The 21,163-nt window shown below is 70.4% G+C and carries 19 protein-coding genes, 1 tRNA gene and 2 pseudogenes; 12 read left to right on the forward strand and 10 right to left on the reverse strand.

From position 1 onward, the window contains the following. Positions 1-20: 20 nt before the first annotated feature. Together LZ198_RS23640 and LZ198_RS23645 are read left to right on the forward strand one after the other, a co-directional pair. Positions 21-995 carry a HEAT repeat domain-containing protein gene (locus LZ198_RS23640; RefSeq protein WP_253974292.1) on the forward strand — a complete coding sequence of 325 codons (975 nt, stop codon included), beginning with the start codon at positions 21-23 and terminating at the stop codon, positions 993-995. Then, entirely contained in the window at positions 992-1,768 is a 777-nt protein-coding gene (locus tag LZ198_RS23645; protein ID WP_253974293.1) for a TatD family hydrolase, read from the forward strand. Before LZ198_RS23640 ends, LZ198_RS23645 begins: the two co-directional genes overlap by 4 nt. Here LZ198_RS23645 and LZ198_RS23650 read toward each other — a convergent pair. The 5 genes from LZ198_RS23650 to LZ198_RS23670 all read right to left on the reverse strand — a co-directional run bounded on the left by LZ198_RS23650 (position 1,755) and on the right by LZ198_RS23670 (position 8,552). Next, a complete protein-coding gene (locus LZ198_RS23650; protein ID WP_253974294.1) occupies positions 1,755-3,710 on the reverse strand; it encodes an HD domain-containing phosphohydrolase in 1,956 nt (651 codons plus the stop codon). The two genes, LZ198_RS23645 and LZ198_RS23650, sit on opposite strands and share 14 nt — an antisense overlap. Positions 3,711-3,716: 6 nt before the next feature. Continuing rightward, entirely contained in the window at positions 3,717-5,240 is a 1,524-nt protein-coding gene (locus LZ198_RS23655; RefSeq protein ID WP_253974295.1) for an OB-fold nucleic acid binding domain-containing protein, read from the reverse strand. Positions 5,241-5,283: 43 nt separating this feature from the next. Next, positions 5,284-6,423, reverse strand: a complete 1,140-nt coding sequence (locus tag LZ198_RS23660) for a class I SAM-dependent rRNA methyltransferase (RefSeq protein ID WP_253974296.1) — start codon at positions 6,421-6,423, stop codon at positions 5,284-5,286. Between the two features lie 136 nt (positions 6,424-6,559). Then, positions 6,560-6,928, reverse strand: coding sequence for a hypothetical protein (locus tag LZ198_RS23665; protein ID WP_253974297.1), 369 nt, complete (start codon positions 6,926-6,928; stop codon positions 6,560-6,562). Positions 6,929-6,956: 28 nt separating this feature from the next. Further along, positions 6,957-8,552 carry an NAD(P)/FAD-dependent oxidoreductase gene (locus LZ198_RS23670; protein WP_253974298.1) on the reverse strand — a complete coding sequence of 532 codons (1,596 nt, stop codon included), beginning with the start codon at positions 8,550-8,552 and terminating at the stop codon, positions 6,957-6,959. 329 nt (positions 8,553-8,881) lie between these two features. Here LZ198_RS23670 and LZ198_RS23675 point away from each other — a divergent pair, with 329 nt between their 5' ends. Further along, positions 8,882-9,085 carry a hypothetical protein gene (locus LZ198_RS23675; RefSeq protein WP_234063818.1) on the forward strand — a complete coding sequence of 68 codons (204 nt, stop codon included), beginning with the start codon at positions 8,882-8,884 and terminating at the stop codon, positions 9,083-9,085. Positions 9,086-9,188: 103 nt separating this feature from the next. Here the strand turns inward: LZ198_RS23675 and LZ198_RS23680 are convergent, their stop codons facing one another. Then, positions 9,189-9,884, reverse strand: a complete 696-nt coding sequence (locus LZ198_RS23680; RefSeq protein WP_253974299.1) for a diacylglycerol kinase family protein — start codon at positions 9,882-9,884, stop codon at positions 9,189-9,191. Positions 9,885-9,962: 78 nt separating this feature from the next. On the opposite strand from LZ198_RS23680, the gene LZ198_RS23685 reads away from it, so the two are divergent. The 6 genes from LZ198_RS23685 to LZ198_RS23710 all read left to right on the forward strand — a co-directional run bounded on the left by LZ198_RS23685 (position 9,963) and on the right by LZ198_RS23710 (position 16,635). Beyond that, positions 9,963-12,803 (forward strand): golvesin C-terminal-like domain-containing protein, encoded by a 2,841-nt coding sequence (locus LZ198_RS23685; protein WP_253974300.1) that lies wholly within the window; start codon positions 9,963-9,965, stop codon positions 12,801-12,803. Positions 12,804-12,901: 98 nt separating this feature from the next. Next, entirely contained in the window at positions 12,902-13,912 is a 1,011-nt protein-coding gene (gene gap, locus LZ198_RS23690; RefSeq protein ID WP_253974301.1) for a type I glyceraldehyde-3-phosphate dehydrogenase, read from the forward strand. 29 nt (positions 13,913-13,941) lie between these two features. Continuing rightward, positions 13,942-15,129 (forward strand): phosphoglycerate kinase, encoded by a 1,188-nt coding sequence (locus tag LZ198_RS23695; protein ID WP_253974302.1) that lies wholly within the window; start codon positions 13,942-13,944, stop codon positions 15,127-15,129. 42 nt (positions 15,130-15,171) lie between these two features. Further along, entirely contained in the window at positions 15,172-15,948 is a 777-nt protein-coding gene (gene tpiA, locus LZ198_RS23700; protein WP_253974303.1) for a triose-phosphate isomerase, read from the forward strand. Positions 15,949-16,039: 91 nt separating this feature from the next. Continuing rightward, positions 16,040-16,465 carry a preprotein translocase subunit SecG gene (secG, locus tag LZ198_RS23705; protein WP_253974304.1) on the forward strand — a complete coding sequence of 142 codons (426 nt, stop codon included), beginning with the start codon at positions 16,040-16,042 and terminating at the stop codon, positions 16,463-16,465. A gap of 88 nt (positions 16,466-16,553) precedes the next feature. Beyond that, positions 16,554-16,635 (forward strand) — tRNA-Leu (locus LZ198_RS23710). A gap of 47 nt (positions 16,636-16,682) precedes the next feature. Here the strand turns inward: LZ198_RS23710 and LZ198_RS23715 are convergent. The 3 genes and pseudogenes from LZ198_RS23715 to LZ198_RS23720 form a co-directional block, all read right to left on the reverse strand. Next, positions 16,683-16,835 carry a hypothetical protein gene (locus tag LZ198_RS23715; RefSeq protein WP_253974305.1) on the reverse strand — a complete coding sequence of 51 codons (153 nt, stop codon included), beginning with the start codon at positions 16,833-16,835 and terminating at the stop codon, positions 16,683-16,685. 3 nt (positions 16,836-16,838) lie between these two features. Beyond that, positions 16,839-16,916, reverse strand: a pseudogene (locus LZ198_RS43685) (tyrosine-type recombinase/integrase); the annotation flags it as partial. A gap of 49 nt (positions 16,917-16,965) precedes the next feature. Beyond that, positions 16,966-17,286, reverse strand: coding sequence for a hypothetical protein (locus tag LZ198_RS23720; protein ID WP_253974306.1), 321 nt, complete (start codon positions 17,284-17,286; stop codon positions 16,966-16,968). Between the two features lie 379 nt (positions 17,287-17,665). Between LZ198_RS23720 and LZ198_RS23725 the strand changes: the two genes are divergently transcribed. The 3 genes from LZ198_RS23725 to LZ198_RS23735 are packed head-to-tail and all read left to right on the forward strand — an operon-like array spanning position 17,666 to position 20,599. Continuing rightward, complete coding sequence (locus tag LZ198_RS23725) at positions 17,666-18,727, forward strand: SDR family oxidoreductase (RefSeq protein WP_253974307.1); 1,062 nt, start codon at positions 17,666-17,668, stop codon at positions 18,725-18,727. Then, positions 18,717-19,904, forward strand: coding sequence for a glutathionylspermidine synthase family protein (locus tag LZ198_RS23730; RefSeq protein ID WP_253974318.1), 1,188 nt, complete (start codon positions 18,717-18,719; stop codon positions 19,902-19,904). Before LZ198_RS23725 ends, LZ198_RS23730 begins: the two co-directional genes overlap by 11 nt. Beyond that, a complete protein-coding gene (locus LZ198_RS23735; RefSeq protein ID WP_253974308.1) occupies positions 19,901-20,599 on the forward strand; it encodes a hypothetical protein in 699 nt (232 codons plus the stop codon). Before LZ198_RS23730 ends, LZ198_RS23735 begins: the two co-directional genes overlap by 4 nt. Positions 20,600-20,725: 126 nt before the next feature. Here LZ198_RS23735 and tnpB read toward each other — a convergent pair. After that, positions 20,726-20,878 (reverse strand): annotated as a pseudogene (gene tnpB, locus LZ198_RS43690) (IS66 family insertion sequence element accessory protein TnpB); the annotation flags it as partial. Between the last annotated feature and the right edge of the window lie 285 nt (positions 20,879-21,163).

Below are 21,163 nucleotides of genomic sequence, written 5' to 3' on the forward strand. Positions count from 1 at the left end.
GGGCATCGAGGTGACTGGACGTGACGGATTGGCGTGCGGAGCGGGACCGGGCCCTGTTGGTCCTCGAGCGTGAGAAGCGCGCGGGGCTGCGGGCCGAGGCCGCGGATCAGCTTCACCACCTCGCGGCCGAGGTTCCCTCTCGCGCTCCCGAGTTCGCGGACGTCCTCCCCCGGCTGCTGGCGGACGCGCAGCCGGACGTGAAGCGCGCGGGGCTGGCCCTGGCCACCGTGGTGCTTCCCCTCGAGGAGGCGACGGCGCTGCTCATCTCCCGGCTGAGGGACGCGGAGTCGCTGGTGCGGCTGGAGGCCACCGGCCGGCTGGCGGACATGGCGCGCCCCGAGCTTCGTGGCTCGCTGGCCGGAATGCTGGAGGACGAGGTCCTGGAGGTCCGCTTCGAGGCCGCGCGGGGCATCGCCGCGCTCAGCCACGCCGCGGGGCTCGACGTGCTGGTGGAGGCGCTCGACGCGGACATGCTCCGCTTCCGGGCGCTCGGCGCCCTGGCGGAGCTGGAGGATGCGCGCGCGCTGCCCGCCGTGAAGCGGCTCTTCGGGCGCTGGCTGCTGCCGGCGTTCGACAAGACGCAGGCGGCCGGCGTGCTGGCGAAGCTCGGTGAGCCGGAGGGGGCGAAGTACCTGCTCCTGCGCTCGCGCAAGAAGTGGAGCCAGGACCGGGCGCTCGCCGTGGAGCTCCTGGGGGAGGTGAGGGCCCCCGGCGCGTTGGAGCGGCTGAAGGAGATCGTCGAGGACGCGAACGACTCCAGCCGGGGCGCGGCGGCTCGCGGCCTGGGGCGCCTGGGCGACGCGAGGGCGCTACCCTGGCTGCTCGCGCTCCTGCGGGACGCGGGGGCGGAAGAGGATGATCGGCTGGACGCGGCGGATGGGCTGTGGCGCTTGGGGCTGCCGGAGGGGCGCGAGCAGGTGCGCGCCGCCGTGAGCACCTTCACCTCACCCGAGGCCCGCAGGGAGCTGGACGAGCTGCTTCAGGAGGGGACATGAGACTGGTGGACGCGCACTGCCACCTGGAAGTGAAGGACTTCGCGGACGTGGCGCCCGTGCTGGAGCGGGCCCGGGCCGCCGGCCTCGTCCACGCCATCGTCGTGGGGCAGTTCCACGGGCCGGGCGAGTGGGGCAACGCGCTGGCGTTGGCCGCGGCCCACCCGGAGTTCCTGTCGCCCACCCTGGGCATCCACCCGCACGAGGCCGCCCGCGCGACGGACGCGGACCTGGCCACCCTGGATGCGACGTGCGCCCTCCCGGAGGTCCGCGCCGTGGGCGAGGCGGGCCTGGACTACTACTACGACCACTCCCCGCGCGAGGCGCAGGCGCGCATCTTCCGGCACCAGTGCGCCCTGGCGGTGAAGCTGGGCAAGCCGCTGGTCGTCCACGTCCGCGACGCGCACGAGGACTGCGACGAGATCCTCGGCGAGGTGGGTGTCACCCGCGGCGTCATCCACTGCTTCACGGGGGACACGGTGGCCGCGCGGCGCTACCTGGACCGGGGCTTCTACCTCTCGCTGTCCGGCGTCATCACCTACAAGAAGACGGAGGCGCTCCAGGACGCGGTGCGCTTCGCGCCGTTGGACCGGCTGATGGTGGAGACGGACAGCCCGTACCTGGCGCCCGTGCCGCACCGGGGCCGGAAGAACGAGCCGTCCCACGTGGTGGAGACGGCGAAGAAGGTGGCGGAGCTGAAGGGCGTGTCGCTGGAGGCGGTGACCGAGGTCACCACCGCCAACGCCTCCGCCCTCTTCAACCTCAACCTGCGCTGAGGCCGCCGGCCAGGGCCTGGAGGTCCTGGTCCATCTGCGGCACGTCGAGCAGCAGCGCGTCCGGGTCGTACTGGAAGTCGGCCTGCTTGAGCTTCAGCAGCGCCTGGAGCGCGGGCTCGCCGGTGTGGCCGCCGAACGAGGCGAACACCACGCGGCCGCCCTCCAGGTGGAGCGACCCCTCCAGCGTGTGCTGGCGCAGTTGGAGCCGGCCGCTCTTCTTCCCGCCGCCCAGCGTGCGCAGCAGCTCGCGCGGCGGCAGCTCGTCGAAGCTGCCTCGCACCACGCGGCCCGGGCCGTTGTGCAGCACCCGGTCCTCCAGCAGGGTCCGCACGGCGTCGGCCACGGCGGGCTTGTCCCCCGGGGGGAGCACCTGGGTGGCGCCGCCCATCAACAGCCGCTCGCGGGTCGGGCCGTCCGGCTCGCCCACCACGGCGATGGGCAGGCCCGCCGTCTCCGGGGCGGAGCGCGCCTGCTGGAGCAGGTCCATCACCTCCTGCTGTCCCAGCCGGAGGCTGAGCACGAGCACGTCGCAGTCCTGGCGGGCCAGGCCGTCGTTCGCGCCCTCCTGGGTGGACAGCGCGTGCGCCACCAGGCCCTGCTTGAGCACGGCCTCCAGCAGCTCTCCGCGCGCCGTCTCGTCCGGCTCCACGACGAGCACCTGGCGGCCCTCGCTCTCCAGCCGGTGCCGGAGCAGCTCACCGCTCTGGAGCTGGATGACCAGGTCCGCCACCACGGGGTCGTAGAGCACGCCCGCGTTCGTGCGCAGGTGCTCCAGGGCCTGCTCCTTGGGGAGCGCCTTGCCCAGCGCGTTGCCGGGGTTCTTGGTCAGCTCGAGGAAGCTGTCCACCGCCGCGATGATGCGCGCGCCCAGGGTGATGTCCTCGCCCTTGGCGCCCTGGGGCGTGCCGGAGCCGTCCCAGGCCTCGTACATCTGCGCGAGGATGGTGTTGACCTGCGTGGGCAGGTGCACCGTCTCGAACAGCTTGGTGGGCGCGCGGCACGCGGCGCGGGCCTGCGCCTTCCACTCGGAGTTGACGGCGTTGCTGGCGAGCGAGAAGTGCCGCTCGGAGGGCTTGCCCAGGTCGTGCAGGTACGCGGCGATGGACAGGGCCGCCAGCTCCTTGTGCGGCATGCCCATGCGCTGGCCGACGATGCCCGCCTGCCGCGCCAGCTGCGCGGAGTGGCCGCGGTGGCGCTGCCGGTCCTGCTCCAGGAGCCCCACCAGGATGCCCAGCGTCTCCACGTAGTCGATGTCGCTGACCAGGCCGCGTGGCCCGCCCGGCTCCCGCCGCTGCGTGGAGGCGCGTCCGGCCGCCTGGGTGCCGTTGGGGCGCTGCAGCCGCAGGCGCGCGTCCGTCTCCATCCGCAGGGACAGGCTGGTGCGCTGGCCCGCGGAGGTGCGGTTGTGCTCGGCGGCGCCCGCGCGCGACGTCGCGGGGGCCTCCTGGGGACGGCCCTGTCCGCTGGCCGCCTCCTGCAGGGCCGCGAACGCGGTGGTGTCGCCGTAGTAGTGCTTGCGGATGGCCGCGGCGATGGCGCTGCGCAGGCCCACGTAGGCGTAGACCTCCGACATGCCCGTCACCAGGGCAATCTCGTCCATCAGCGCCTTGTTCTGCGGCTCGGCGGCGACGACGGACAGGAGCTTGCGGTCCGGATCCACCGCGAGCGGCAGCACGTTCTGCGCCTCGGCCAGCCGCACCGGCAGCCGGTCGAGGACCTCCGTGGCGATCCGCGCCTTGGCCAGCTTGTCCGCGCTGACGAAGCGCGTCTGGAACTCCGCGGCCAGGAAGCGCAGCAACGCCGCTTCCTGGAGGAGCCCCAGCTCCACCAGCGAGTCACCCAGCTTGTGGCCGGTGATCTTCTGGTGCTCCAGGGCCTGCTCCACGGCCCCGGCGTTGACGAGCCCCGCCTCGATGAGGCGCTCACCCAACTTCTTCGCCATGGTGTCTCAGCTCTCCGACGAGCCCTCTCCATCCTTCTTCGACGCCGACTCCGAGGGGGGGCTCAGGGAGGTCAGCGCGCTGAACGGCTTGAAGGTCAGCTCCTTCGGCAGGTGGCTGGGGTCGCGCGGGGGGCGCTCCTCGCGGGGCGGACGCGCGGGGCGCTCCTCGCCACGGGGACGCTCCTCGCGGGGCGCACGCTCCTCACGGGGCGGGCGCTCCTTGCGCGGGGGGCGCTGCTCGGAGCGCGGGGCCGGCTGCGCGCCGCCCTCCGCGGGCGCCTGGCCCTGCTCGGCCTGGGCGCCTCCCTGCTGCGGGGCCTTGTCGCCCCGCGCCTTGCGCTTCTCCTCGCGGGACTTGCGGCGGCCCGAGCCACCCTCCACCGGAGCGCGGCCCCGGCTGGTGGGCACGGGGCCCTTCCACAACTGCCGGTCGGCGTGGCGCGCCGCGTCCGTCCACCGCTCGTTGCCGGAGTCCTTCTGCATCGCCTCCAGCCACGAGGCCATGCGCGAGTCCAGCCCGTCCAGCGTGAGGACGACCTGGGCCTCCAGCGTCACCGGCACCCGGGCGCCGCCGGCCTCGCCCTCCTGGGCGATGACCAGGTGCGTGAGGTGCTGCTCCAGCAGCGCGGGGAAGCCGGGGATGGCCAGCGTCTTCTCGCGGAGCTTCTGGGCGGCGAGCACCGCGTGGCCCACCAGCCGGCCCTCGTCGGTGCCCTCGTGGCCCTTGTCCGCGGAGACCTCGGCCACCTTCATCACGTTGCGCAGGAGCGCGCCCGCCAGCAGCAGGTCGCGGTCCACCATGGGGTAGTGGTCCGCCACGCGCAGCGTCAGCCGCAGCACGGACAGGATGTGCTCGGCCAGCCCGCCGCGCCACGCGTGGTGCGTGCCCCGGGCGCCAGCGGCCACCGGCAGCGCGGCGGCCACCTGCGCGTCGTCCAGGAAGGACACGAGCAACTGCTTCACGTTCGCGTCGCCCACGCGCTCGGTGACGAGCTCGCGGATGAGCCCCGCGGCGCGCGCTCCGCCGCCGCCGCCCTCGTGACGGGCCTCGGGGGCCTTGTCGGCCTTCTCGGGACGCTCGGCCTTCTCGGGGCGCTCGGCCTTCTCCTGCGCCGGCTTCGCCTCGGCGGCGGGCTTCGCCTCCGGGGGCGGGGCCGGGGGCGGCTCGAACTCCTTGGGGTCGAGCGGCTCCGGATCCAACCGCTCCACGGCCTCGACCACCACCTGGGTGCGGCCGTGGAACTGGATGACGCCGCCCTGGACGAGCACGAAGTCCCCGCTCTGGAACGCGGGCTCGAGCGCGTCGACCTTGTCGAAGACGCGCGCGTCCACCTCGCCGCTCTTGTCGACGAGTGTCACCGCGAGGAAGACCTTGCCACTGCGGGCGGTCACCTTCTCCTTCTTGGTGACGCGGAAGACGGTGTTGACGCGGTCCTTCTCTCGAAGGTCGGCCGCGTACACCTTGCGGACGGTCTCGACGGAACCTGCCGGGGTGGAGGACGCGGTCTCGGGGGAGTTTTCGTTGGTCATCGCGGCGGCGCACACTAGCACCCCGGAGGGCCGCGCGGGGGCGTCAGGTGACCTCCAACGCCACGGCCTCCAGGTACTCCGCCCAGGGGGAGCCCGCGAGGCTCGGATGGTCGGGTGGCAGCCCGGGGCGCGCCAGCCGGGTGGCGATGCGCGCCTCGGCCTCGCAGGCGGTGGCCACCAGCTCGTCGAAGCCCCCCAGGGGGATGGGTGGGTGATACCCGACCACGAGCAGCCGGCCCCCGTGCCGCGTGCGACGCAGCGCGTACCGGACGTGCTCCACGAAGGACTCCGAGGATTCGACTCCGAGTGTATCCAGCAGCACCAGGTCGAACGTCTCCCCCACCGCGCGCAGCGCCTGGAGGGCCGAGCCCTTCTCCACGAGCACCCGCCCGAGCAGCCCGTTGGCCTCGGCGTTCTCCCGCGCCAGGTCCGCCGCGTCCGCGTCCTCGTCGAAGGCGAGGATGTGGCGGGCGCCATGCAACCCCGCGTGGACGAACTGGCCCCCCACGTTGCAGCGGACATCCAGCACCCGGCCTCCCCAGGCCATGCGCCCGACGATGCGGCGCAGCTCGCGCAGGTCGTACGCGTAGCCCGTGCCCTGGCCATACGTGAGGTCCACCGTGAAGCGGGCCCCCAGCTCCAGCAACCGGCTCCAGCGGGGTGGGGTGCCGTAGAGGACGTGGGGGCGCTGGAGGGGCAGGCCCAGGGCCTTGCGGCGGGGGGCGTCGTTGCGCAGCAGCACGGAGCTGGCGCCCGTCACCTCCACCAGCGCGCGGGTGATGTCCTGGTGGCGCGCGTCCATGGAGCGGGTGAGCGTCTGCACGACGAAGTGCGTGTCGTACCGGTCCACGACGAGGCCCGGCAGCCCGTCCCCGTCGTCGTTGACGACGCGGCAGAAGCGCGGGTCGTCCACCAGCTGGGCTCGCCGCTCGAAGGCGTGGCGCAGGTGGCGGGGGATGAGCCCCTCCACCGCCTCGTCGGGGAAGCCCAGGCGGCGGATGGCCAGGGGGGCCTCGAGGTCCACGTCGCCCAGGCCCAGCACCACCCCGTCCTCGTCCACCAGGCGCACGGGCTCGCCGGGCCGGGGCGTACCCTCGATGGAGACGATGTCCTCCCGGCGCAACCAGGGCGCGCCATGTCGCAGCCGACGGGCGGCGTCCCGGGACAGATAGGTGCTGAGCACGGCGCGTCCTCCCCTCTCGTGGCGCCGCGAGCCTGGATGCCCGCGGACGACTTCCAGCGGACAACATGGGCCGTGCGCTTGCCGATGGCGGCGGGCGCCGGGCCGTCGCGCTGGGGGGCAGGGGAGGGAGCGGGCCTCAGGACGACGGTGGCGTCCGCTTGAAGGCCTTGAACGTCACGCGGGTGAGCATGGAGCTGGCCACCAGGGCGAGGATGATGCCCAGCACGCGCAGCCTCCACGAGTCGCGGAACACCAGGGAGAGGGCCACGGCGCCCAGCAGCACCACCCCGGCCACCGGCAGCCACTGCCCGCGCGCCGCCAGCCCCGTGGCGGGCCGCCGCGCGCGCGCCAGCACGGGCAGGCTGCCCGCCTTGCGCCACTGGGAGGCGCTCTCCTCGCGCACCTCGTCGTCGGGATCGACGAGGCCCTGGACATAGGCCCGCTCCACGTCCCCCAGGCTGGGGTAGGTCAACTCACCTTCGGGCGTGCGCACGACGTACCGCATGACGACCTCCTTCGTCGCGCCTGGGGCCTTACGACAGCTCGGTGGCAATCTGCTCCGCGACCCGCAGGCCATCAATGGCCGAAGAGACGATGCCGCCCGCGTACCCGCAGCCCTCGCCCGCCGGATAGAGGCCCCGCATGGACACCGACTGGAGGTCGTCGCCCCGGGTGATGCGCACGGGCGAGGACGTGCGGCTCTCGATGCCGATGAGCTTGCCCTCGTCGCTGATGAAGCCGCGCATCTTCCGGTCGAACGTCTTCAGCGCCTGCTTGATGGAGGTGGTGAGTCGCGCGGGGAACAGCCGGTTCAGGTCCACGTGCGCCAGCCCCGGCCGGTAGCTCGTGTCGCCCGGGTCCTTCTTCACGCGGCCGGCGAGGTAGTCCGGGATGGTCTGCGCGGGCGCGAAGAAGCGGCCCCCGCCCAGCTCGTACGCCTTCTGCTCCCAGTGGCGCTGGAACTCGAGGCCCGCCAGCGGCCCCCGGAAGCCCTCGCGTTCGAAGTCCGCCACGGACACGGAGACGACGATGCCGGCGTTGGCGAAGCGCGCGTTGCGGCGCGAGTTGCTCATGCCGTTGGTGCACTGCAGGCCGTCCTGGGTGGGCGTGGGCACGACGATGCCGCCGGGGCACATGCAGAACGAGTAGACGCCCCGCACCTCTCCGTCCACGTCCAGGTTCTCCGCCAGCTTGTAGTCGGCCGGGGGCAGCTTCGGGTTCTTCGCCGCGCCGCCGTACTGGATGCCGTTGATGAGCGTCTGGGGGTGCTCGGCGCGGAAGCCCAGGGCGAAGGGCTTGGCCTCCACGCTGACGCGGCCGTCGGCGGCGAAGCGCTCGTACAGCTCCCGCGCGGAGTTGCCCGGCGCGAGGATGACGCGGTCGCTCTCCAGCGTCCGCCCGTCGGACAGCTTCACCCCGGCCACCCGGCCGTCGCGGTAGAGCAGGTCGTCCACCCGCAGCCCGAAGTGGACCTGGCACCCGCCGGCGATGAGCTCCTCGCGCAGCTTCGCCACCGCGCCCGGCAGGAGGTCCGACCCGATGTGCGGCTTGCCCTCGATGAGGATGTGGTCCGGGGCGCCGTAGCGGGCGAACGCCTCGATGACCTTGCGCACCATGGGGTGGTTGATGCGCGTGGACAGCTTGCCGTCCGTGTAGGCCCCGGCGCCGCCCTCGCCGAAGTTCATGTTGCTCTCCGGGTCGAGCGTGCCGTCGCGCATCAGCTTCGCGACGTCCTTGCGGCGCGACACCACCTCGCGGCCCCGCTCGATGAGGATGCTGCGCACGCCGCGCTCGAGCAGCCCCAGCGCGCAGAACAACCCCGCGGGCCCCGTGCCGATGATGATGGGCCACTGCTCGGGCGGCTTCACCGACGGCAGCAGCTCCGGAGGCGGGGGCACCTCGCCCACGTCCGGCGGCAGCGTCGCCGGCTTGCGCCCCGGCGCCATCTCCACTTCCAGCGTGTAGATGTAGCGGGGGCTCCCCTTCTTGCGGGCGTCGAGCACCGACCGCACCACCCGCACGGACGCCAGGTCGGAGCGGGTGACGCCCAGCTTCTCCGCGGCGCGCTGACCGAGCAGCTCCTCCGGCTCGTCCAGCCACAGCCCGATGTTGTTCACCCGAAACGCCATGTCCGTTTGCTCCTGATGGGGGGCGCGTATCTGCTCCACCCCCTTGAAAGATTGCAAGCACTTGAAACCACGGGAGCCCGCACCGCGCGCCAGGTGCGTACCCGCCGATGCACCCGCCCCCTGCCTTTTCCCCGGCGTGTCCCCCGGGTGCGAAGCCCGCTTCGCACCGCGTCAGGACTCATTCCTGCCCCTTTGGACCTCCAACCCCTGGGAACTGTTGAGGAATCCGTTTGGAAGAGAACGACTGGCACGAGGGTTGAATCCTTGGCCCGGAGTGATTACGCGGCGGCCCCCCTCATTCCCGCCGCCCGAAATTGGAGGCATCCACAGTGAGCACCGATCAAAAGGGCACCCGGATCCTGGCGCGCACCTTCTTCAACCAGCTTCGCGCGAGCGGCTACACCCCGCACCAGGTCATCGGCATCGCCACGGAGTTGCTCGATCTGGTGACGTCGGACCTCAAGGAAGGCGACAAGGAGGTCGCCGTCGCCGCGCCCCAGGAGCAGGGCGCCGAGTGGCAGCAGCGCGCCTGAGGGCGACCGCCTGATGTTCCACGCCCCCCGCGGGTGGGCGGGCTCCGGACGGGTTTTCCGGGGCCCCCGCCCGCGAGGTGGAAGGGTCGAACCCGAGCCGGCGTCAGCCGGCTTTTTCGTGTCCATTGACTGGGGAATCGCCCGCTGGAGGGGCCGTGGAGCGCGCTTCGCGCCTGCGGGTCCAGGCGCTCGAGCCGGCGACGAAGAGCAGGCCCGCGGTCATCGCGGAGAACACCAGGCTCGCCGAGCGCTGGGCCAGGACGGCCAGGAGCCCGCAGCCCCCCAGGAACGCGAGCACGTCCACCCATGCGGGGCGCGGCTGGGGCAGCACGAGGACGAGCACGCACGCGGTGAGGGGCAGGCCGAGCGCCACCTGCCGGACGATGGCGTCCGTGCTGGTGCGCACCGTCTCCCAGTTGTGCACGAGGATGGCGGCGAAGATGACCACCGTGCCCAGGGCGAGCACGAGCACGCCCGCGGCGGCGGCGTCCTTGGTGAGGCGGGCCTTCTCGTCGAAGTGGTTCACCGCCAGGTCGACCAGGTGCTCCAGGGCGCTGTTGAGGATTTCGGCGAAGAAGATGAGCAGGACGCAGAAGATGAGCGTCACCTTCTCCGCGAGCCCCAGGGGGATGCCGCTGCCGACCAGGCCCACCAGGACCGCGGAGACCAGGTGCACGCGCATGTTGCGCTGGTGGACGACGGTGTGGATGAGGCCCGCCCAGGCATGCCCGAACGAGGCGAGGAACCCCGACCCGCGACGGGAGGGGAAGTGGGGGGGAGGCCGGGCAGGTGCGTTCATCGGAGCTTGAAGAGACGGGCAGGCTAGCACCCACGGCTCCGATTGCCGTGGGGATGTGAATGGGTAAGGTCGCCCGCCATGAGTACCGACTTCTCGTGGACACGCCCGGTGGGCGCGCTGTGTGCCCTCCTCCTGACCTCGTCGCTGGCCTGGGCCGGAGCGCCTTCCGTCGCTCCGGACGACGTGGGCGCCTGCGGCCTGGAGCCGCCGGGTGTCGAATACCTGCCAGCGCCGGGACCGCGCGCGCACGAGACGCGGCGGCTCTTGGCCTTCGATGCGCCGGTGGTGCGGCGCGAGGCGCGGGACGGCTCGGGGGCGGTGTCCGCGCTCTCCGGCGTTCCCCAGACGCGGGTGCGGACCGGCGCGCTGTCCGGCAAGGTCGTGTACCTGAGCCCCGGCCACGGCTTCTACCGGGACGCGTCCCTGCGGCGCTGGGCCACGCAGCGGCCCAACACGTGGGCGGTGGTGGAGGACTTCATCTCCGCCGAGGTGCTCAACCAGTACCTGCTGCCCATGCTGATGGGCGCGGGCGCCACGGTGGTTCCGGTGCGCGAGCCGGACCTCAACCCGAACATGGTCATCGTCGACGACGGCGCGGCGGGCTTCTCCCTCGAGGGGGACCCGGGCCTCGTGCGGCCCACGGACCAGAAGGGGTGGGGCGCGCCGCCGTCGCCCATGGGCAACGGCGTGGAGCCGTTCACCCTGGGCACCACCCAGGTGCTCGTCACCACCACCACGGCCACCGCGACGGCGACGTGGGCGCCGGTCATCCCGGCGGAGGGGGCCTACAACGTCTACGTGTCCTATGGCGCGGACGCCTCGCGCACGACGAGCGCGCACTACGTGGTGCGCCACGCGGGCGGGGAGAGCCACTTCCGCGTCAACCAGCGCCGCCACGGCGGGACGTGGGTGCTGCTGGGGCGCTTCCATTTCAAGGCGGGCGCGGGGGCGTCGGTCGTGTTGATGAACGACGCGGAGGAGGGCGCCACGGTGTCGCTGGACGCGGTGCGCTTCGGCGGCGGACGGGGCGTCATCGGCGACGCGGCGCAGGCCGCGCTGCCCCGCCCGCGCTACGAGGAGTCGGCGCGCTACCACGTCCAGTTCAGCGGCGCGCCCTTCGGCGTCTACGCGCCCACGGGGGCCAACGCGCTGTCCAACGAGCGCAACGCGGACGTGACGTCGCGCGCGCGCTTCGCGGCGTGGTTGCACGAGGAGGGCGAGGACGCGGTCTACGTGGCCTGGCACACCAACGCCTCCACGACGGGCACGGTGGTGGGGACGGAGGGCTACGTGTACGGGCCCAACCCGGTGGACGGGACGCTCAACTTCACGGGCGTGCCCGGCAGCGACGTGCTGGCGCGGGCGCTGCTGGACGAGCTGGGCCGTGACATCCGCCGCGAGGTGGACCCGAACTGGCGGGTGCGCAACCTGCGCTCGGCGAACCTGGGCGAGGTGAATCCCGCGCACAACCCGGAGATGCCGTCCGTGCTGCTGGAGGTCGCGTACCACGACGCCGTCGCGGACTCGAACCGGCTGAAGGAGCCGGAGTTCCGCCGCGTCGCCGCGCGCGCCATCCTGCAGGGCCTCATCAAGTACTTCGCCGCGCGGGACGGCGTGGCGGTGCGCCTGCCGCCCGAGGCCCCCACCGCCGTGGTGGCGCGCAACGCCGCGTCCGGCACGGTCGAGGTGCGCTGGGCCGCCCCCGCCGCGAACCCGGACGAGGAGGGCCGCGACGCCCCCACCGCGTACCGCGTCTACCAGAGCGTGGACGGCAAGGGCTGGGACGAGGGCACCGAGGTGACGCAGCCCCTGTTCTCCCTGCCGCTTCCGGCCGGCACGGTGCGCTACTTCCGCGTGGCGGCGGTGAGCGAGGGCGGAGAGGGCTTCCCGTCCGCCATCGTCGGCGCGCGCGCGGGAGACGCGCCGCCCGCGCTCATCGTCAACGCGTTCGAGCGGCTCGACTCGGCCCAGGCCTGTGGCGTCGCGCTGGACGCGTACGCCCTGGAGGCGCCGCTGCGGGTGCTGGTGGAGGCGATGAACGACGGCAGCTATGCGCGGCGGCACGGCGACGCGGTGGCGTACTCCGGCCTGGCGTTCGACAGCGCGACGAGCGCGGCGGTGGCCGCCGGGTTGATCTCCCCGGGCGCGGGCTACGAGGTGGTGGACTGGTTCACCGGCCGGGGTGGCGTGGAGGGCGCCCGGCCGACGCGCGCCGAGCAGGACGCGCTGCGCGCCTTCGTCGCCGGCGGAGGGCACCTCCTGCTGTCCGGCAGCCAGGTGGCGTCCGCGCTCGCGGTGGGCTCGGCCGACGACAAGGCCTTCCTCGCGGACATCCTCCGGGCCTCGCCGGCCGGAGGGACGCCGCCGCTCGCCGTGGAGGGGATTCCCGGCGCGGACTACCTGTCGGAGCTGACGGGGGTGACGCTGGACGACGGCACGAAGGGGGCCTACCCGGTGGGCGTGACGGACGTGCTGACGCCCGCGTCGGGGGGCTCGGCGGTGCTGCGCTACACCGGGACGAACGGGGTGGCGGGGGTGGCCTCCGCGCCGGGGGGGCAGGTGCTCCTGCTGGGCGTGCCGTTCGAGGCCGTGGTCGGCCCCGCGGCGCGGGCGCGGCTGCTGTCCGCGTTCCTGGTGCGCGCGGGCTTCCCCGCGCCCGGGTCCCCGCCCGTCGACGACGCGGGCGACACGGGAGGCGGGCTGCTGTCCGGCTGCGTGGCGCCGCGCGGGGTGGACCCGCACCCGCCGGAGCCTCCGGACCCCATCGTGGTGGACGTGCTGCCGCAGTTCTATCCGCTCGGCGACTCCGGCTGCGGCTGTGGGGCTGGCGGGGGAACGGGGGCGGGGGCCTGGCTGTTGCTCGGAGTGATTGTTCAGCTTCGACGCGCGCGTCGTCGCGCGGGACACGGGAAGCGTTGACTCGGCGGGTTGGCGTGCCTACGGTCGGCGGCCCTCTTTTCCTGACGTGAAGATCCGTGGGTGCCCCTGGTCGCCCACCACTCCTAGGAGACACGAACATGGCTACCCGCATCGCCATCAATGGCTTCGGTCGAATCGGTCGCTGCATCCTGCGCGCGGCGCTCAGCCGCAAGGAGGACCTGGAGATCGTCGCCATCAACGACCTGGACAAGCCGTCCGCGCTGGCGCACCTGTTCAAGTACGACTCCGTGCACCGCACCTGGCCGGGCGAGGTGAAGGCGACGGACAAGGGCATCGTGGTGGACGGCAAGGAGATCGCCGTCACCGCGGAGAAGGACCCCACGGCGCTGCCCTGGAAGAGCCTGAACGTGGACGTCGTCCTGGAGTGCACGGGCCGCTTCACGGCGCGTGACGCGGCGGCGAAGCACCTGGCCGCGGGCGCCAAGAAGGTCCTCATCTCCGCGCCGGCCAAGGGCCCGGACCTCACCATCGCCTACGGCATCAACCACCAGGAGTACGACCCGTCCAAGCACCACATCGTGTCGAACGCGTCCTGCACGACCAACTGCCTGGCGCCCATCGCCAAGGTGCTGGTGGACAACTTCGGCATCGAGAAGGGCCTGATGACGACGGTGCACAGCTACACCAACGACCAGCGCATCCTGGACCTCACCCACGAGGACATGCGCCGCGCCCGCGCCGCCGCGCTGTCGATGATCCCCACCAGCACCGGCGCCGCGAAGGCCATCGGTGAGGTGATTCCGCAGTTGAAGGGCAAGATGCACGGCCTGGCGGTGCGCGTGCCCACCCCGAACGTGTCGCTGGTGGACCTGACGGTGAACACCGCGAAGAAGGTCACCGCCGAGGAGGTCATCGAGGCGTACCGCCAGGCCGCCGCCGGCCCGCTCAAGGGCATCCTGGAGTTCAGCGACGCGCAGACGGTGTCGGTCGACTACAACGGCAACCCGCACTCGGCCATCTTCGACTCCACCAACTGCTTCGTGATGGGCGACAACCTGCTCAAGGTCATGGCCTGGTACGACAACGAGTGGGGCTTCTCCAACCGCATGGTCGACACGGCGAAGTTCCTCGTGTCCAAGGGCGTCTGAGGATTGTCGGGCGCAGAGGGGAGACCGAGATGATCCGCTACATCGACGAGCTGCAGCTCACCGGCAAGCGCACCTTCATCCGCGTGGACTTCAACGTCCCGCTGGAGGGCCGCCGCGTGACGGACGACACCCGCATCCGCGAGGCGCTGCCCACCATCCGGCGCGCGCTGGAGCTGGGCGGGAAGGTCATCCTGGCCTCCCACCTGGGCCGGCCCAAGGGCCAGGACCCGAAGCTGTCGCTCGAGCCGGTCGCCCAGCGGCTGGCCGAGCTGCTCGGCCCCAAGCACGAGGTCATCCTCGCGGACGACTGTGTCGGGGACGGCGTGAAGAAGCAGGTGAAGGAGCTGAAGGAGGGGCAGGTCGTCGTCCTGGAGAACCTGCGCTTCCACAAGGAGGAGGAGGCCAACGACGAGTCCTTCGCCCGCGAGCTGGCGGCGCTGGCGGACGTCTACGTCAATGACGCCTTCGGCACCGCCCACCGCGCGCACGCCTCCACCGCGGGCATGGTGCCCTTCGTGAAGGAGAAGGCGGCGGGGCTCCTGATGAAGAAGGAGATCGAGTACCTGGGCCGCGTGCTCAAGAACCCGGAGAAGCCCTTCGTGGCCATCCTCGGGGGCTCGAAGGTCAGCGACAAGATCAAGGTCATCGAGAACCTGCTGCCCAAGGTGGACGCGCTGCTCATCGGCGGCGCCATGGCGTACACCTTCCTCAAGGCGCAGGGCGTCGAGGTGGGCAAGAGCCGGGTGGAGGAGGACAAGCTGTCGCTCGCCACGCGCATCCTCGAGGCGGCGCACCGGCTGAAGACGCCCATCGTCCTGCCGGTGGACCACATCGTCGGCACCGAGCCGACGGACAAGAGCCCCGCGCAGGAGACGGCGGACAACGTCGTCCCCAAGGACATGATGGGCCTGGACATCGGTCCCAAGACGCGGTCCATCTTCACGCAGCACATCCGCGACGCGCGCACGGTGGTGTGGAACGGGCCCATGGGCCTGTTCGAGGTCGCGAAGTTCGCCGAGGGCACGCGCTCGGTGGGCACGGCGATGGCGAACAACACGCAGGCCACCACCGTCATCGGCGGTGGCGACAGCGCGGCGGCGGTGGAGCAGATGGGGCTGGCAGACAAGCTCAGCCACGTGTCCACCGGCGGCGGGGCGTCGCTGGAGTTCCTGGAAGGCCGCGAGCTGCCGGGCATCAAGGCGCTGGAAACGCGGTAGGCTCCGCGCCCGTCACGACACCAACTCTCCACTGGGGGATGCATGACCACCGCGGCTCGTCGTCGGAAGATCGTCGCCGGCAACTGGAAGATGAACAAGACGGTGCCGGAGGCGCTGGCACTGGTGCGGGAGCTGCGGGGGGCGGTGGCCTCCGTGGGGGACCTGGTGGAGGTGGTGGTGGCGCCGACGTTCGTGGCGCTGCAGCCGCTGCACGTCGCGCTGGAGGGGGCGCCCCTCCAGCTGGCGGCGCAGAACTGCCACTGGGAGTCGTCCGGGGCGTTCACCGGTGAGGTGTCCGCGCCCATGCTGGCGGAGCTGGGGTGTGCCTACGTCATCGTGGGCCACTCCGAGCGCCGGCAGCTGTTCGGCGAGACGGACGAGATGGTGAACAAGAAGGCCAAGGCGGTGCTGGCCGCCAAGATGACGCCCATCCTCTGCGTGGGCGAGACGCTGGCGGAGCGCGAGGCGAACCAGACGCTGGCGGTGGTGGAGCGCCAGGTTCGCGGGGCGCTGGCCGGGTTCGAGGCCCGGGATGTAGGTGGTTTCGTGCTGGCCTATGAGCCGGTGTGGGCCATCGGGACGGGGCGCAACGCCACGTCGGCGCAGGCGCAGGAGGTCCATGCGGCGATCCGCGGGCTGATCGGCCGGCTGTACGACGGGGAGACGGCCGGGCGGGTGCGCATCCAGTACGGCGGGAGTGTGAAGCCGGACAACGCGGCCGAGCTGCTCGGGCAGCCGGACGTGGACGGGGCCCTCGTCGGTGGGGCGAGCCTCAAGGCGGGCGATTTCGCGGCCATCGTCCAGGCGGCCACCCGGTAGTCCCGGGAGTCCCACCATTTTGCTGCTACCCAGGCACCAAAAGGTGCAATAAGGTGCGCCTCCTTTTCACGGAACGTTTGGAAGAGTCCTCATGCTGATCTTCGTCACGACCATCCACGTACTCGTCTGCGTGTTCATGATCTTCGTCATCCTGCTGCAGCCGGGTAAGGACGCGGGCATGGGCTCCGCGCTCGGCGGTGGCGCGGCCACCAGTGCCTTCGGCGGCCGTGGGGCGGTGACGTTCCTCAGCAAGCTGACGGGTGTCTGCGCCGGCTTGTTCTTCTTCACGTCGCTGGGCCTGTCGTTCGTGGGCCTGCGCTCCTCGGTGGCGGCGGGTGGTTCGGTGGCGACGCCTCCGGCGGCCCAGGCTCCGGCGACCCCGGGCGCCGCGGCGCCGGCCGAGCAGTCCACCCCGGCCGCGGGGCAGCAGGCGGCCCCGGGCCAGGTGGAGCAGCCGCGCGGCGAGGCTCCGGCCGCGCCGGCGGAGGGCCAGTCCGCCCCCGCGCAGCAGCAGTAGTCGGACGCAGGAACGAATCCCATCACGCAGCGGTTCAGATTGTCGTTGCGTGATTGGGTGCGGTGGTGTAGATGGACCGCGCAGAAACGCCCAGGTGGTGGAACTGGTAGACACACCATCTTGAGGGGGTGGCGCCGAAAGGTGTGCGGGTTCGAATCCCGCCCTGGGCACTCCGATAAGAGCCTCCGAGTCGAAAGACTCGGGGGCTTTTTTCGTTTCAGGCGACCGCCGGCATGTCGGGGCGTACGCAGGTCCCAAGCGGCAGCATGGGGGGCAAGCGCTTCACGGCGTCCTGCTTCACCTGGGGACTGATGTCGAGGGTGGCGTGGCCCATCAGCTCCTGGATGACCTTCAAGGGCACGCCCTTCATGGAGAGGTGGCTGCCGTAGGTGTGTCGCAGGCCATGCCGACCGACGGTGCCCGTCTCGCGGGTGATTCCCGCCCGCTTCAGGGGGGATGGGAAGGTGGTCCCTCATCCCTGGGGTGCGGTGCTCCCCGTTCTAGTGCGTCCACGACGGGGTGCGGGAGGTCCACCGTCCGGGGGCTGCCGCCCTTGGGCGGGCCTTCGACGCCGCGCCAGATGGTCCGTTTGAAGTGGAGCTTGGCGCGCACGAGGTCGATGGCCGGCCACTGAAGCCTGGGGAGTTCCCCTTGCCGTAGCTCTCCGTCTTGGGCGACGTCGTCAACAGGGCCACGTCCTGGGGCTCGGCGGCCTCGATGAGCTGGTCCACCTCGTCGAAGGTGAGGAGGCCGTAGTAGGGCTTCTTCATGAAGTCCGAGCGAGAGCCACCCAGTTGGCGGCACATGAAGGCCACCGACATGGAAGCCTTCTCCGCGTGGATGAAGCGAACCTTCGCTTCATCGCCTTCGCGAAGAAGTCCATCGCCTGGCAGGCGCTCGAGGCGGACGTTCTCGGTAAGTCTTCGCCGTGCCCCGTCGTGACGGGCTCCCGGGGCTCGTGCAAAGGTGCGCGTGTATCTAGATGCGGAATGCCATCGGTCGTTCAAATGAGCGCCACGGCCAAACCTTGCCAAGACCTACGAGGGAAAGCGCTACGTCGTCACGACGTTCATGCTGAAGTAGCGAACCGTCGCCGAGGCCGATGTCCTTGAGAGGGCCTCGAGGCTTGGGTCCATGACCCGGGCTGGAATTGACCGCGACATGTGGTGGTGACTGAAGCGGCTGGGAGGACATCACCCGATGGCCACTGTGTTTTTGACGGGAGCGACCGGCTTCGTCGGAGGTGCGATTCTTGCCCGACTCCTGTCCGATGCGCGTGTCGAACAGGTTGTCCTGCTGGTTCGTTCTCGTGATTCGGACCATGCCGATGAACGGGTCATAGAAGCGTTGGGCCGCTTCGATGTGCGGAGCCCAGGGGCCGGTCGGGTGGTTGTGGTTCGCGGGTCCCTGAACGAGCTTGTTCTTCCTCGGGAAATACTCGGAAGGTTGACCCACGTCGTCCATGCGGCGGCCCACACTTCGTTCCGGTCGGTCCGTACAGCACGCGAGACGAACGTCGAGGGGACGAGGTCCCTCGCACGCGCCCTCGTGGGAGCGGCGAAACTGGAGCGGTTCCTATTCGTGGGCACCGCGTACCGTCTTGGCGTGGTCGATGTAGGGCTCGTCCAGGAGGACATGCGCTCATCAGACCAGCACGTCGCTGAGTACACGCGGACCAAGGCCGAGGCCGAGGTGCTCTTGGAGGAGTCGAGCAGATTGCCTCTGGTGATCGCTCGCCCGTCGATTGTCGTGGGCCACACGCGGTTGGGGGTGAAACCGTCCGCCAGCCTTTTTTGGTACTACCGAGCACTGGCAAAAGCCGGGATCAGTCCCTTTTCCGATGTCCAGCGACGAGACATTGTGCCCGTTGATTGGGCTGCGGAAGCCAGCGTCCACCTGCTGCTGAAGCGGTCCTTGGCGCGAGTTCGGTATCACATCTCCGCTGGAGAAGGATCGTCCGAGACGTGGGCGGTCATTCGCAACAGGTTCGCGGAGCTGGGGCAGGCATCCCCAGCGCACGAGCGCGTTCAGGTCGCTGCCCTTTCCGGCCACCCTGCATGGACCGTCGCCGGCTTCCAACCTTGGACGGTCGGTGCCATCGCGGAGTGCGCCAGGTTTTCGCAGCTTCCCTACGGCGCCTTCTCCAATGAACGAATTCTGGCGGAGGGGGTGGAACCTCCGCCTCGTTTCACCACCTACATCGAAACCTGTCTGGCCAGCAGTGACCGCACCGTCGACGAGCAGGCACGTGATGATGTCTGAAATGCATGTTGGGGCGCCGTTCAGGGGTGACTTGTACGAGGAGTTGACCCATCGGGCGATTCTCGAATGCCATAAATGGAATCTCGGGGCGGGCGACCAGCCTACGATGTGCCGCTTTCCCCTCATTGTTTCCAGCCGGCTCTGGAACGAGCTTGGGGACATGGCCGAAGCCCTCGTCCAAGAGGCGGTGAACGCCGAGCGAGAACTGTTGGATCGCCCTGAGCTGCACGCCTTTCTGGGGCTTTCCAGGAAGACCGCATCCTGCCTTCGCGGAGCACCCTGGTCGGATGCCCCGAGGTACACGCGGTTTGATTTTCATCCGACGGATGACGGCTTCCGCATCACGGAGAGCAACTGCGACGTTGCCGGAGGGCTCCTGGAGGCATCGGGGGTGGGAAGCATTCTTGCCTCGCTCCTTGGCCTCGAGGCGCCTGCGGACCCCGCTGGCGAATTCGCCGAGGCCTTCGCTCAGCGACTGGGTCGCGGGGCGAACGTCGGCCTGGCGCACCTCGCCAACTACTCCGAAGACCGACAGGTCGTCCTTTACCTCGCCCGCCGCCTTCAAGAACGCGGTCTGAAGACCTGGCTCTTTCATCCGTCACAGTTGCGCCCCGGTCTCCGTATCGCAACGCCTTCCGGAGCTCAAAGCCTTGATGCCGTGTACCGATTTCTCCCGGGTGACTGGCTTGAACAGCTCCCCGGTGAATGTGGATGGAAAGAGCTGTTCTCGTCCGAGCGAGTCTCGAACCCCCTGAGCACGCTCCTGGTTCAATCCAAGCGGTTCCCGCTTGTCTGGCCAGAGCTACAGTCGGCGCTCCCAACGTGGGGGCGCCTTCTGCCCGAGACGAAGGCACCGCTGGCCAAGATGGAAGCCGAGACCGGCTGGGTGCTCAAGCCCGCTTTCGGCCATGAGGGCGCCAACATCGTCTTGGATGGCTCGACGGTCTCCGCGGTGGCTGGTGCCCTGTGGAAGAGGGCAAGTCGAAATCCGACAGGCTGGGTCGCGCAGCGACGGTTCGAGAGCTCGACGCTCGACACTCCCGAGGGGCCGAGGTTTCCGTGCATCGGCATCTTCGTCGTCGGGGGAAAGCGTGCCGGGGGGTATGCGCGACTCAGTCCAACGCGGGTGATAGGTGCTGCTGCACAGGAAGCTGTGGTCCTTGTGGAGGAAGAATGAATCAGGCCAACGTACTTGCTCGGTGGATGGCTGCGGCCGGGCCATGGGCTCATTTCCTGAAGCCATCATTGCTCGCGGCTGCGGTTGACGGCGTGGAGCCACTGCCATCAGCCGTCGCCCACCTTCAGTGGAAACCGGAGGGCAATGATGTGGCCGCCGTGCTGGACTTGCCCGCGTTGGAGTCGATCGCGATGGGCGTGGCGCTCGGCCGGAAGGGGTGGTGCGTCGTGCCCATGTTCAACACGGTTCACGGGGAAGGAGAAGTGCTTGAAACCTGGGACGTGATTCGGGCCTTGCTCGGCGCGGTCCCAGACCTGCCAGAAAAGCCATCAGGCCCGCCCGTCTTCCTGCTCGACTCCGGGCGACAGTCAGGCTCGGGAACTTCGCCTCGCGCTTTCGACTTCGACAATCGTTGGTATGTCTTTGCGAGCGATTTCCCGAGCGCGGAGTTTTTCACGTCCAAGGGGATTGGTCGGCTGCTGGTCGTTACCCGAGGCAATGATCTTCTGCCTGATATTCGTGACGCCTTCGCTGCTCACTCGACCCTTCAACGGTTTCTCGTCAATCCAGACGACGGGCAGCAGGTTCCATTTCCAGCGCCACGTGCCGCGATTTGGAGGGGCATCGCGAGCTTTGGACGGGCCCTCGGACGGAACTGGGACGGGACCTTCGGCCGCCGCATCTCGCACGGGTAGCCCGCTTGCGGCGCGAGGTGAAGGTGCTGCGAGAGGAGCGCGACATCCTCTCAAAAGCCGTGGCCTGGTTCGCTCAGGAAGGCGTCGGGACGCCCAAGAAGCGTTCCGATTCGTGAGCGACGACCCTCGGCGCGACACGAAGACGAAGAGGTGGCCGGCGTAGAGGTCCTCCTTCCACGCCATGCGCACGACGGCCGTGAGACCATCGATGCTCTTGCGCATATCGACGGGCTCGCGCGCCAGCAGGATGCGCACCGTCCGAGGAAGCCGGAGAAGCATCAGGTGCCCGCCGCCGTACTCGTACTCGCGAGGGTGACGAGGAGCCGCGCGACGTAGGCCGCGTCTGCGCCCACCGGGAAGCGCAGCACCAGGCCGCCCACGGTGGCGACCTCGAAGAAGCTCTCCCGCGCCTGCGGCGCGGGAGACGCTACAACCTCTCCTCAGCGTCAACTACTCGTTCCCCGCGGCGACAACTATTTCTCCCCACCGGGTTGACCTGCTCGAACGTGTTCGCGTCGTCGTAGTTGTCGTTGGCGTGGTAGTGGTCCACCTCCTTGGAAGAGC

This window comes from Myxococcus dinghuensis (assembly GCF_024198235.1).
Lineage (GTDB): Bacteria > Myxococcota > Myxococcia > Myxococcales > Myxococcaceae > Myxococcus > Myxococcus dinghuensis.